Genomic DNA, 13,795 nt, shown 5'->3' with positions numbered 1-13,795 from the left:
TCACTGGTGAACCATCGCAGTCATGAGCATGTCCGGCGTACGACGGCCTATTGGATGCAGGGCGTCGCTTTGGGCGTGCTCGCGCTCGTCACGACCGGTCCCGCGCTGGCGCAAAGCGTCACCACGGTCGAAACGGTCGTCGTGACCGCCGAGCGGCGCGCCACCGACCTCCAGACCACGGCCATCGCGGCCAAGGTGCTGTCGGGCGAGGACCTGAAGGTCCGCAACATCAACACCGTCGACTCCCTCGCTTTCGCGACCCCCTCGCTGACCGTCCAGAGCTCGGGCGAGAACTCCCTCATCAACATCCGCGGCATCGGCAAGAGCGACGGCGGCGCGCAGGATTCCTCCGGCGTCCTGATCTATCGCGACGGCGTCTCGACCACGCCGAACGGCTTCATCTCGGACGAGCCCTACTACGACATCTCCAGCATCGAAGTGCTGCGCGGCCCGCAGGGCACCTTCGCCGGCCAGAACGCCACCGGCGGCGCGATCTTCATCAACGAGACGGGCGCCAGCCTCGACGCCGGCTATAGCGGCTATGGCGAGCTGCAATATGGCAGCTACAACGACGTGCGCCTGCGCGCCGCGATGAACATTCCGTTGACGGACGATTTCGCCATCCGCATCGCGACCGACGAGGAGAACCGCGACACCTTCTTCAAGATGTCCGGGCCTTACACCGGCAATCCCGGCAACCTGCATACGACCAACGCCCGCGTCAGCGCGCTGTGGCAGCCCACCGACGCCTTCAAGGCCGAGTTCAAGGTGGACTACAATTATATCGACCACGGCGGCTCGCCGGCCGGCCCGTTCAACGGCTCGACCAAGAACATCTTCAACGTCGCCTCCGACGCGCATCTCCAGGGCGTCGAGCAGCAGGTCCGCGGCGTGCTGCATCTCGACTACAAATTCGACAACGGCATCACGCTGAAGTCGATCTCCGGCTATCAATATGGCCGGCTGTCCTACGACCTGGACGCCGACGGCACCGCGAACCCGGCGCTGGCCGAGATTTTCGACGCCGTCGCCAAGGACCAGACGATTTCGGAAGAGGTCAACCTCGTCTCGCCGGACAGCGGCCCGCTGACCTGGGTGGTCGGCGGCGTCTACCAGGACGACGTCCTGAACGTCCCGACCTTCGTCCTGTCGCTGGCGCCGGGCGGCACCACGACCACCGGATTGGCGATTTCGTCGGTCCAGGACAAGGCGATCCGGCAGAGCTGGGGCATCTTCGCCCAGGCCAGCTATCAGATCACCGATGCACTGAAGCTGCAGGTCGGCGCGCGCTATTCGGAGACGAGCTTCAAGCTCGACGCCCTTGCCTATGCGCTCTTCTTCGGAGCACCCATCCAGGCACAGGCGGTCAACGGCGAGATCCAGCGCGACTCGCGGCTGACCGGCAAGGTCGACCTCGACTACAATCTGGACGAGAACAACTTCCTCTATGCCTTCGTCGCGACCGGCCACAAGGGCGGCGGCATCAACGGCGACGGGACGGTGTTCCAGGCGGAGAACGTCACGGACTATGAACTCGGCTGGAAGGGCAAGTTCTTCGACGGCCACGTTTTGACGCAGCTCGGCGGCTTCTACGACGAATACAAGAACTTCCAGCTTCCGCTCTTCGTGCCGACGGCGGGCGGCGGTGCCGGCGCCGGCGAGACCTACAACGCCACCGGCGTCACGAACCTGAAGGGCATCGAGGCGCAGATCCAGGCCGTGTTCGGCGGCTTCTCGCTCGACATGGGCGGCTCGTATCTCGACACGGCGCTCGGCGACTTCATCGGCATCGACTCGCGCGATCCGACGCATACGCCGCAGGACCTCACCGGCCGCATGCTGCCCAATGCGCCGCATTGGACGGCCCAGTTCGGCGTCCAGTACGCCTTCGATCTCGGCGAGGACCAGACGCTCACGCCGCGCCTGGATTACGGTCTGGCCGGCTCGCGCTGGGCGAACGCGTTCGAAGTCAGCCCCGGCGACCGCCTGATGGCCCAGAATATCGTCAACGCGCAGATCACCTATGATGCCGTCGACCACTGGGAAATCACGGCTTACGGCACCAATATCTTCGATCTGCACTATGCGACGCTGCAATTGCTCGGCAATCTCGCGATGCCGGGCGCGCCGGCCCAGTTCGGCATCCGCGTGGCGAAGAGCTTCTGAAGAGCCACGGGGCATCCGTGCCCCCGCGCCGGCAAGAAATGGAACATCCGGGCGGCAACCGCCGGGATGTTCTTTTGCCGAACAAGACGTGTTGCACGCGACGATCTCGGGAGGATTGAACGATGCGGCCTCGCAGGATTTTGCTCATGGGCGTGGCCGCGGCCGCGCTGACCGCGGGCATGGCCGTTTGGGGCGACCATGCCGCTTCCGTCGCGGCCGCGCCCGCCGATCCGCTGTTGCAAGGCTTCGAAGCGCCGCCGCAATCGGCCAAGCCGCGCGTCTGGTGGCACTGGATGAACGGCAACGTTTCCAAGGACGGCATCCGCAAGGATCTCGAATGGATGCGCCGCGTCGGCATCGGCGGCATCAACGCCATCGACGCCTCCCTCGCGACGCCGCAGGTCGTCGACAAGCGGCTCATCTACATGACGCCGGAATGGCAGGACGCGTTCCGCTACACCGCCGGCCTCGCCGACAAGATGGGCCTGGAGATGTCCATCGACTCCTCGCCCGGCTGGAGCGAGACGGGCGCGCCCTGGGTCACGCCGCAGGACGCGATGAAGAAGCTGGTGTGGAGCGCGACCGCGCTCGACGGCGGCAAGCCGTTCCATGGCGTCCTGCCGCAGCCGCCCGGCAATAGCGGCCCGATCCAGAACGCGCCGATGGTGGTTGGCGTGCTCGATCCCAAGCCGAAGACCGCCGGGCTGACGTTCTATCGCGACAGCGCCGTCGTGGCCTATCGCGTCGCGGCGGCGCCCGCGCCGATTGCGCAGGCCGTGTCGAGCAGCGGCGCACTCGATCCCGCATCGCTGAGCGACGGCGATCTCACCGACGGTCCCGCGCTGGTGCCGGCGGAGGGCGGCAAGCAGGTCTGGGCCCGCCTCGACTATGCCAAACCGGTACAGATCCAGGCCATCACGCTCGCCGCTTCCGCCGAGGGCGCGCCCGGCGTCGACGCGGTGCTCGAAGCGAGCGACGACGGCAAGGCATGGCGCCACATCGTCGATATCCCGACCGCGAAAGTGCCCCAGCACACGCTCGCTTTCGCGCCGGTGACGGCGCGGCACTTCCGCGTCACCCTCTCGCCTGCGCCGTCGCCGATTCCGCCGGGCATCTTCACCAATTTCGCGCCCGGCGCCGCCGCGCGCGCCCTGATCGCGATGCTCGTGCCGCCACCGGCGCCATTGCGATTCCATCTTCATGAATTGGTGCTGCACACCGAAGCGACGGTCAACGAGGCCGAGGCGAAAGCGGGCTTCGGCATCGTGCAGGATTACTACGCCGTCGCGTCTCCGGACGCGGCAAAAGACACCGCGGTGCCGTCCTCCGGCGTCGTCGTGCTCACCGATCGCATGACGGCGGACGGCACGCTCGACTGGACGCCGCCGCCCGGCCATTGGGTCGTGTTGCGGCTGGGTTATTCGCCGCTCGGCACCGAGAACCATCCGGCCCCGGCCGAAGCCACGGGCCTGGAGGTCGACAAGCTCAACCGCGATCACGTGCGCGATTACATGCAGGGCTATTTCGATCTTTACAAGAAGACGACCGGACCCGATCTGTTCGGCCATCGCGGCGTGACCGCGCTGACCGTCGACAGCACCGAGATCGGAGCCCAGAACTGGACCGAATCCCTCGTCGCCGACTTCAAGCAGTTGCGCGGCTACGATCCGACGCCCTGGCTTCCGGTGCTGACCGGCGTCGTCATCGACAGCCCGGCGGCGAGCGACAAGTTCCTGTGGGATTTCCGCCGCACCATCAACCAGCTCCTCGCGACGAACCATTACGGCGAGATCGCGGCGCTGGCGCACGCGCAAGGGCTCACCAACTACACGGAGGCGCTGGAGGATCACCGTCCGACCTTCGGCGACGACATGGAGATGCGCCAATATGCGGCGATCCCGATGGCGGCGATGTGGACCTATGGCGCCCGCCGCGAGCCTTTCCCGACCTACGTCGCCGACATCCGCGGCGCGGCCTCGGTCTCGCACATCTATGGGCAGAACCTCGTCGCCGCCGAGTCGCTGACGTCTGCGGTGCAGCCCTGGGCCTATGCGCCGCGCCAGCTCAAGCCGATCGTCGACCTGGAATTCGCGCTCGGCGTCAACCGCATCGTTGTGCACACGTCGGTGCACCAGCCGGTCGACAAGCCGCCGGGCCTGTCGCTCTTCATCTTCGGGCAGTTCTTCAACCGCCTCGAGAACTGGGCCGACTACGCGCAGCCCTGGGTCAGCTACATGGCGCGCTGCTCCTATCTGCTGCAGCAGGGTCATTACGCCGCCGACATCGCCTATTTCTACGGCGAGGAGGCGCCGATCACCGGCCTGTTCGGCGAGAAGGACATCGACGTCCCGCAGGGCTACGGCTTCGACTTCGTCAATTCCACCGTGCTGCGCGAAGAGGCGGCCGTAGACGGCCATGACCTCGTCACGCGCACCGGCATGCATTATCGCGTGCTTTATCTCGGCGGTTCGAGCCGCTACATGACGCTGCCCACGCTGCGTCGCGTCCGCGATCTTGTCGCGCAAGGCGTGGTGCTGGTCGGGCACCGGCCGCTGGCCTCGCCGAGCCTTGCCGACGATGCGGCGCAGTTCGCCGCCGTCGCCGACGAGCTGTTCGGCGGCAGCGAAGGCGACCGCAGCTTCGGCAAGGGCCGCGTGATCTCCGCCGGAACACTCGAAAGCGCGCTCGCGACGCTGAACCTGGCGCCGGATTTCGCCTACACCAGGCCGGAAGCCGACACCGAGCTCCTCGCGATCCATCGCAAGCTGCCGCAGGGCGATCTCTACTTCCTCACCAACCGCCTGAACCGGCCGGAGAAGATCACCGCGACCTTCCGCGTCGCCGGCTTCGCGCCCGAGTTGTGGAACGCGGTCACCGGCAAGGTGACGCCGGCCGCCTATCGCATCGTCGACGGCCGCACCGAAGTGCCGCTCTCGCTCGGCGACTACGGCTCGACCTTCGTTCTGTTCCGCAAGCAGACGGCTGCCCTTGCGCGCGAAGACCATGCGCCGTCGGCGGAGCCGGTCGCGACGCTCTCCGGCCCCTGGACCATCGCCTTCCAGCCCGGCCGCGGCGCGCCGGCACGCGTGACGCAGACCGCGCTGACATCCTGGAGCGACGATAGCGATCCCGGCGTGCGCTACTTCTCCGGCATCGGCACCTACACCAAGAGCTTCGTCCTGCCGCCGTCGCGTAACGGCGCGCGGTTGACGCTCGACCTCGGCGACCTGCACGAGGTTGCCGAGGTGAGCCTCAACGGCCACGTCCTCGCGACCTTGTGGAATCCGCCCTATACGCTCGACATCACGGCCGCGGCGCGGCCGGGCGCGAATGTGCTGCAGGTGAAGGTCGCCAATCTCTGGGTCAATCGCCTGATCGGCGACGCCCAGCCCGACGCGAAGCAGAAATACACCTTCACGACGATCCCGACCTACGAGCCCAATGCGCCGTTGCGGCCATCGGGCCTGCTGGGCCCGGTCCGGGTGCTGCAGACGCGGTAGGGCCCGGACTCAATATGAGAATGGGTGTCATGGCCCGAGGATCGAGCACGGACCTCATCCTGAGCCCGTCGAAGGATGCGCCGGCTCGCGCTTCAAATGAAAAAGGGCGAAGCGGCATCCGCTTCGCCCTTTTCTTTTACAACGCGCGTCGCGCGCTCACCGCGTCTCGTGCACCGGCGTCGGTGCCTGGCAGACGTAGTTTGCGGCCTGGTCCGGCGAACCCGTGCCCGTCCAATGCGCGACCTGCGGATAGGCGCAGATCGGCCGCGTCGACAGCGGCTCGCCGGCCGGCAGGCCGGCCAGCACGAGCATCGCATTGCCGTAGCGCGCCGCCGCGACCTGGGCCGGCGCCACGCCCTGCTCGCGCCACTGCTCCAGCGCGCCGATGCAGTCGAGGCTGCTGGGCCCCGGCCCGTCGCCGCAATGCATCATGCCCGGCGCGACGAACAGGCGGACGAAGCCTTCGGCTTTCGCCTTGCCCATCGTCTTCTCGATGTTCTCGTAATACTGGATGGTGCCATAGGCCGTGACCGCGGCATCGTCCCAGCCCTGGAACAGGATCAGCTTGCCGCCATGCGCGGCGAAGGCGCTGAGATCGGGATCGTTCGAATTGATGATCGGCCCGATCTGCGCATCCGCCTGCGCCAGGTCCTTGGCGAAGTCGAAGGTCCGATAGTCCCAGTTGGGATCGCCCTTCACGATCGTGCCGTAGAACTGGTTGGCGAACTGCGCCTGCGACGCCTGGGGCGAAGTGATCCACTGCGTCCAGTTCTTCGCCAGGCCTTCGCCGCCCGCCGGAAAGCCCGGATAAAGCGACTTGTGCGTCTTGGGATCGATCGGGCCGCTGTAGATCTTCAGCAGCGCGTCGAGCTGCGCCCTGGTCAGGCAGTCCGGCCCGTCGCCCGACTTGCACAGCAGAACCTTGGGATCGAAGCGGCAGGCCGCCGGCTCGTTGATGATGTTGTCCTTGACCCCGTCGCGTTCGTCGCACTGCGCGAGTACCGCGTTCTGGATGACCGTGAGCTTGGCGTCGGGAATACGGCTCTCCGGCGTCGCGGTGAGCGCCTGCTCGTTCCACAGGAAATTGGCCATCAGATGCGTCCAGGAATTGGCGGGCGCGCCGGCGATGATGCCGTCATAATCCTCCGGATAGCGGATCGCTTCCATCATCGCCTCATGCCCGCCGTTCGAGCAGCCGCGGAAATAGGACAGCTTGGGCGGCTTGCCGTAGTAGGCCGCGATGATCGCCTTGGCCGCGACGGCCGTGACATGGTCGGCGCGATAGGCGAAATCCTTCACCTTCTCGGGATGGCCGATCGCCCAGCTCGCATCGATCTTGGGGAACGGCGTCTCATGGCCGAGATCGTCGCCCGCCGCCGCATAGCCGCGCGTCAGCGCCATGCGCATGTCGAGCATCGGTCCGCCGATCGAGCCGCCGAAGCCGCCATTGCCGCTGCCGAGGAATTTCTCGTTCCACGCCGACGCGTCCGGCAGCCAGACCTCCGCGAGGATGGACGAATCCGGCGTGGGGGTGAGCGTGACCTGGACCCGGCAGAACCCGGCCGGCGCCGGCAGCGACAGCGGCAGGCCGGGCAGCGGCACCGCCGCGTCCTTCGCGACGACGGTCGCCGCGGTGATCTTGCCGTCCTTCAGGACGAAATTCGTCAGGTCCTCGCAGGGCGAGGCCTGCGCCGCCGAAGCGAAAGACAACGCGAAAAGCGCCGCCAGGCCGACGAGAGCCGGTCGGCACGCCCGTATGTTCATGGTCCGATGCACGGAATGTCCTCCTTGGGGTGATACTGTGGAAAAGCGTCGTCGCCGCCTTCAGGCGGTCTTGGCTTCGCTGAGCGCGAGTTCTTCGATCATCGTGTTGCGGATGACGAATTTCTGGATCTTGCCGGTGACGGTCATCGGGAATTCGTCGACGAAGCGGATGTAGCGCGGCACCTTGTAGTGCGCGATCTGGCCGCGGCAGAAGGCGACGATCTCCTCCGCGTCGGCCTGCTCGCCCTGGCGCAGCCTTATCCAGGCGCACAATTCCTCGCCGTATTTCGCATCCGGCACGCCGACGATCTGCACGTCCTCGATCTTCGGGTGGCGGAAGAGGAATTCCTCGACCTCACGCGGATAGATGTTCTCGCCGCCGCGGATCACCATGTCCTTGAGCCGGCCGACGATGTTGCAATAGCCGGCCGCGTCGATCACCGCGAGATCGCCGCTGTGCATCCAGCCCTCGGCATCGATCGCCTCGGCGGTCTTCTCCGGCTCGTCCCAATAGCCGAGCATCACGGAATAGCCTCTCGTGCACAGCTCGCCGCGCGCGCCGGGCGCCACGATCCGGCCCGTCTCGTCGACGATCTTCACCGCGATATGCGGCAGGACGCGGCCGACGGTCGAGACGCGGCGCTCCACGGGATCGTCCGGCGTGCTCTGGAAGCTGACCGGGCTGGTCTCCGTCATGCCATAGGCAATGGTGATCGCGCGCATGTGCATCTTGTCGATCACCCGGCGCATGATCTCGACGGGGCAGGGCGCGCCCGCCATGATCCCGGTGCGCAGGCTCGAGAGGTCGAATTCCGCGAAGCGCGGATGCTCGAGCTCGGCGATGAACATCGTCGGCACGCCGTGCAGCGCGGTGCAGCGTTCGGCCGCCACGGTCTCCAGGACCGACAGCGGATCGAACCCCGCCGCGGGGAAGACCATCGCCGCGCCATGGGCGACGCAGGCCAGCGTCCCCAGCACCATGCCGAAGCAATGATAGAGCGGCACGGGGATGCACAGCCGGTCTTCCGGCCCCAGCGCCATGCGCAGCCCGGTGAAGTACCCGTTGTTGAGGATGTTGCGGTGGGAGAGCGTGGCGCCTTTCGGCAGGCCGGTCGTTCCGCTGGTGAACTGGATGTTGATCGGATCGTTGGCGTCGAGCTGCGGCGCGATCTCGCCCAGTGCGGCGCGGCTCGCCGGCGTCGCCAGGGCCGAGATGGCGTCGAAGGCGAACCAGCCCGGCCGCACCTCCCCGTCGATCCGGATGACGCTCTTCAGCGCCGGCAGCCGCTCGGCCCGCAACGCGCCCGGCGCACAGGCGGCGATCTCCGGCGCCAGCGCCTCGATCATCCCGGTATAGTCGCTGGTCTTGAAGCGGTCGGCGCAGAGCAGCGCCGCGACCCCCACCTTGTTCAGCGTGTATTCGACTTCCGACAGGCGATAGGCCGGATTGATCGTGACCAGCACGAGCCCCGCCTTCGCCGTCGCGAATTGCGTCAGCACCCATTCGGCGCAATTGGGCGCCCAGATGCCGACCCGGTCGCCGCGCGCCAGGCCCAGGGCCAGGAATCCCGCCGCGAGTTCATCCACCCGCCGGCCGAATTCGGCATAGGACCAGCGGATGCCTTGATGGCGCGACACCAGCGCCTCGCGCTCCGGCGCCCGGGCGATGGTCGCCGCCAATGCGTCGCCGATCGTGCATTCGAGAAGCGGTGGCGACTCCGCACCGCGGACAAGGCTCTCCGGCATCCCTCACCTTATATATTGCGTCCGTGTCCCGGGCCGCATTGCTTTTCGGGCATTATAGGCCAGAAAACGTCATATTCAATCATAATCGCTCGCGCCAAGGCTCGAGCAGGATGCCTCGCCCGCCGTCGGGTCTCAACCGCGGCGCCTGCCGGGAAAAAAAGCTTAGGACCCCTGCGCCGCCGGCCGCACTTCGTCGCCCGCACGCAGCGAGTCGGGCGGATTGTCGATCACGCGGTCCCGGTGCGTCAGGCTGCCGGCGATCTCCACCGCGGTGCCGAAGTCGCGCAGGATCGTCACGGGCTTCACCACGACGCGGTTCTTCGGACCGACCACCGCGACCGCCGTGCCGTTGTCGCCGAAGATCAACGCGCTGGCCGGAAGCCGGATGGCGTCGAGGCTCGCCGGCAGGTTGAACGTCACCTGCGTGTAGTCGCCCGGATTGAGCAGGTTCTGCGAATTGTCGGCCAGCAGCTGGATCAGCACCGTCCCGGTCTGGGTGTTCACCGACTCGGCATTGGCGGCCAGCGTCGCGGTGAAGACCTGCCCGGGATGCTGCGGCACGGTGAAGCTCGCCGTCATGCCGGGCTTGATCTGGGTGGTGTAGTTCTGCGGCACGTTCACATAGATGCGCACCTTGCTGTCGTCGGCGACGGTGAAGAGCGGCGTGGCGCCGACCGTGCCCGTGCCGACCGTGACCAGCGCGCCGACGTCGACGCCGCGGCTGGTCACCGTGCCGTCGAACGGCGCGGTGATGCTCTTGAACTTCGTCAGGTCGGCCAAGCGGTCCACATTGGAGCGGGCCGAGGCGACCGCTGCGGTCTTGGCGGCGAGGTCGGCGTTCTTCTCGTCCACGTCCTGCGGCGCCACGGCGTTCAGCTTGGCCAGCATGTTCCAGCGCTTGGCCGTCTCGGCCGAGAGCTTCTGGTTGGCGATCGCGGTGTTGAGATCGGCCCGTGCCTGCGCAAGCTGCGCATCCTGGTCCGGAACGTCGATCTCGGCGAGCAGCTGCCCGGCCTTCACCTTGGCGCCGATGTCGACGTACCATTTCTTCAGGTAGCCGCTGACCCGGGCATAGAGCTGCGCGCTGTTGAAGGCCTGAACATTGCCGGGCAGGACGAGATTGCCCTTCTCGTTGACCGCAAGATTGATCACGCTGACGGTGGGCAGCGCGTTGGCCTGCGTCCACACATCGACCTGGCGGCTCGCCGTCACCCGCGTGACGAGGCCCACGACCACGATCAGCACCGCGACGACGGCGGCGACGATGCCGACGAGCTTCAGGCGCCGCGGCGGAACATAGCCGAGCAGATTGCGATCCTCAGGCATAGGCAGGGTCTCCGGCCGGCGGCGCGCTGGGATGCGCGTCGCCGCTTGTCTTGGCGGCCTTGCGGCCGTGAACGATGCTGAACACGACCGGCACGAAGATCAGCGTCGCACAGGTCGCGAAAACGAGGCCGCCGATCACCGCGCGGCCCAGCGGCGCATTCTGCTCGCCGCCTTCGCCCAGGCCCAGCGCCATCGGCGCCATGCCGATGACCATGGCGAGCGCCGTCATCAGCACCGGGCGAAAGCGGGTGACGCCGGCCTCGATCGCCGCCAGCGCGGCGTCTCCGGTGGCATCGAGGCGCTCGCGCGCGAAGCTCACCACCAGGATCGAGTTCGCTGTCGCGACGCCCATGCACATGATCGCGCCGGTCAGCGCCGGCACCGACAGCGTCGTGCCGGTGCCGAACAGCATCCACAGGATGCCGGCCAGCGCCGCGGGCAGGGCGGTGACGATCACGAAAGGGTCGAGCCAGGACTGGAAGTTCACCACGATCAGCAGATAGATCAGCACGATGGCCGCGAGCAGTCCATAGGACAGGCCGGTGAACGCCGCGTCCATCGTCACGGCCTGGCCGCGCAAGTTGACCGTCACGCCCTTGGGCAGGTCCTTCGCCGTCGCCGCGATCAGCGCCCGCACGTCGCTCGTCACGCCGCCCAGGTCGCGGTCCTGCGTCGTCGCATAGAGGTCGATCGTCGGCTGCACGTTATAGTGCGAGACCACGGCATTGGATTGCTCGCGGCTGATCTTGCCCAGGCCGCCCAGGATCTGCAGCCCGCCGGAGCTGCCGGTCACCGGCACGTTCTGCAGCGCCGCCAGGCTGCTCACCTGGTATTCGGGCGTCTGCGCCACGATCGGATAGGACACGCCGGTCTGCGGATTGAGCCAGAAGGTCGGCGCGGTCTGCGAGCTGCCCGCCAGCGAGGTGACCACGCTGTTGGTCACGTCGCGCTCGGTCAGGCCGAGCTGCGCCATGCGCGAGCGGTCGACGTCGACCCGCAGCTGCGGATTGCGGAAGGATTGCTGCATGCGCGCATCGGCCAGGCCGCGGATGCCGCGCAGCTTGCCCAGCAGCATCAGCGCATAGCCGCTGTCCTTGTCGAGCTTCGGCCCCGCGATCTGCAGGTCGATCGGCGCCGGCGCGCCGAAGTTCAGGATCTGGCTGATGATGTCGGCGGGCAGGAAGGAGAAGGTCGTGCCGGGGAATTGCACCGGCAGTTTCTCGCGCAGCCGCCGCACATAGTCCGCGGTGGCGTGGTGATTGCCGTTCAGCGTCACATAGATGTCGCCGTCCTGGTAACCGATCAGGCCGGAATTGTTGTAGACCGTGTTGATCGAGCTGGTGGGCAGGCCGATATTGTCGACGATCGACGACAGCTCGCTCGGCGGGATCGTCCTGCGGATCTCGCGTTCGATGTCGCCGAACATCGCCGCGGCATGCTCGATGCGCGTGCCGACCGGCGGGCGGACATGCAGCGTGATCTGGCCCGCATCGACCGACGGGAAGAAGTTCGAGCCCAGGAACGGGTAGAGCACGAACGACACCAGCACGAAGCCGAGGAAGCCGATGACGAAGATCCTGGCATTGGCCAGCGCCATCGCCAGCAGGTTGCGGTAGCCCTCGCGGAAGCGATCGAACCGCGTCTCGAAGCCGCGCTGGAAGCGGGAAAACGCATTGTTGCCGAGCGCCGCCGCATGCGCCGCGTCGCTATGCGGCTGCAGCAAGTACATCGCCATGGTCGGCACCAGGGTGCGCGACAGGATGAAGGACGCGATCATCGCGAACACCACCGCCTCGGCCATCGGCACGAACAGGAATCCGGCGACGCCTTTCAGCGCGAACATCGGCACGAACACGATGCAGATGCAGAGCAGCGAGACGAAGGCGGGCTGCACGATCTGCTGCGCGCCGTCGAGGATCGCGGTCTTGACGTCCTTGCCGTGCTCGAGATGCCAGTTGATGTTCTCGATCGTCACCGTCGCGTCGTCGACCAGGATGCCGACCGCCAGCGCCAGGCCGCCCAGCGTCATGATGTTGAGCGTCTGGCCGTAATACCACAGCCCCGCCAGGGCGCAGAGGATCGCCAGCGGGATCGAGATCGCGATGATCACGGTCGAGCGCCAGCTGCCGAGGAAGAGCAGGATCATCAGGCTGGTCAGCGCGGCGGCGATGATGCCTTCGCGCACCACGCCGGAGATCGCGGCCTTCACGAACACCGACTGGTCGTTGAGCAGGTTGACCTTGAAAGCCGGCGGCAGCGTCGCGGCGATCTTGGGCAGCAGGTCCTTGACGCCCTGCACGATGTCGAGGGTCGAGGCCGAGCCGGTCTTGAGGATGGTGGTCAGCACGGCGCGCGCGCCGTCGACATGCACGATGCTCTGCTGCGGCGGGTTGCCGTCGCGCACATGCCCGACGTCGCGGATATAGACCGTCGCGCCGTTCATCGTCTTGATCGGGATGTTGTTGAGGTCCTCGATCGTCTCCGGCGCGTCGTTCAGCTTGACGGTGTACTGCGTCGCGCCGAACTTCACCGTGCCGGCTGGCAGGATCTGGTTCTGCGCCGCGATGGCGTTCTCCACGTCCTGCGCCGAAAGCTGCTTGGCCTGCAGGGCCTGCGAATCGAGGTCGATCTGCAGCTGGCGCACCTTGCCGCCATAGGAATAGGGGATCGCGGCGCCGGGGATCGTCGACAGCACCGGCCGCACGAAATTCTGCGCCAGGTCGAGCACCTGCTGCTCCGACATGTGGTCGCCGGAGAAGGCGAGCTGCAGGATCGGCACGGTCGAGGCGTTGTAGTTCAGGATCAGCGGCGGCGTGGAGCCCGGCGGCATCTGCTTGAGCACGGTCTGCGAGATCGAGGTGACCTGCGCCGTCGCGGTGCGGATGTCGACGCCCGGCTGGAAATAGATCTTCTCGATCCCCATGCCCGGCAGCGAGGTGCTCTCGATATGCTCGATGTCGTTGACGGTGGTCGTGAGCACGCGCTCGTAAGGCGTGATGATGCGGCCGGCCATCTCGTCGGGCGACAGGCCGGTGAACTGGAAGGCGACGCCGATCACCGGGATCTTGATGTCGGGGAAGATGTCGGTCGGCATCGACAGCGCCGCCAGCGGACCCACGATGACGATCAGGATCGCCATCACGATGAAGGTGAGGGGTCTCTCCAGCGCTACACGGACGATCCAGGTCATGCAAAGACGCCTTTGAGGCTTCCAGAAATGAACTCTCCGCCGGACCCGATGCCCGGCGGCGCTATCCCCGTGCGGTTCGAGGCGCCGAACCGCGTCGCGCAAC

At 66.8% G+C, this 13,795-nt stretch carries 6 protein-coding genes; 2 read left to right on the top strand and 4 right to left on the bottom strand.

The features are described from left to right. Nucleotides 1–6: 6 nt before the first annotated feature. Nucleotides 7–2,166 (top strand): TonB-dependent receptor, encoded by a 2,160-nt coding sequence (locus WDM91_06910; protein ID MEI9994305.1) that lies wholly within the window; start codon nt 7–9, stop codon nt 2,164–2,166. Nucleotides 2,167–2,312: 146 nt separating this feature from the next. Next, nucleotides 2,313–5,666, top strand: coding sequence for a glycosyl hydrolase (locus WDM91_06905; protein ID MEI9994304.1), 3,354 nt, complete (start codon nt 2,313–2,315; stop codon nt 5,664–5,666). 156 nt (nt 5,667–5,822) lie between these two features. Here the strand turns inward: WDM91_06905 and WDM91_06900 are convergent, their stop codons facing one another. The 4 genes from WDM91_06900 to WDM91_06885 all read right to left on the bottom strand — a co-directional run bounded on the left by WDM91_06900 (nt 5,823) and on the right by WDM91_06885 (nt 13,692). Further along, nucleotides 5,823–7,430, bottom strand: a complete 1,608-nt coding sequence (locus WDM91_06900) for a tannase/feruloyl esterase family alpha/beta hydrolase (protein MEI9994303.1) — start codon at nt 7,428–7,430, stop codon at nt 5,823–5,825. Nucleotides 7,431–7,490: 60 nt separating this feature from the next. After that, entirely contained in the window at nt 7,491–9,176 is a 1,686-nt protein-coding gene (locus tag WDM91_06895; protein MEI9994302.1) for an AMP-binding protein, read from the bottom strand. 162 nt (nt 9,177–9,338) lie between these two features. Further along, nucleotides 9,339–10,502, bottom strand: coding sequence for an efflux RND transporter periplasmic adaptor subunit (locus WDM91_06890; GenBank protein ID MEI9994301.1), 1,164 nt, complete (start codon nt 10,500–10,502; stop codon nt 9,339–9,341). Next, complete coding sequence (locus WDM91_06885) at nt 10,495–13,692, bottom strand: efflux RND transporter permease subunit (GenBank protein MEI9994300.1); 3,198 nt, start codon at nt 13,690–13,692, stop codon at nt 10,495–10,497. The genes WDM91_06890 and WDM91_06885 overlap by 8 nt, the downstream gene beginning before the upstream one ends. Nucleotides 13,693–13,795: the final 103 nt, after the last annotated feature.

The sequence above is a fragment of the Rhizomicrobium sp. genome (assembly GCA_037200385.1).
Classification (GTDB): Bacteria; Pseudomonadota; Alphaproteobacteria; order Micropepsales; family Micropepsaceae; genus Rhizomicrobium.
This window is presented reverse-complemented; position numbering and strand designations above follow the sequence as displayed.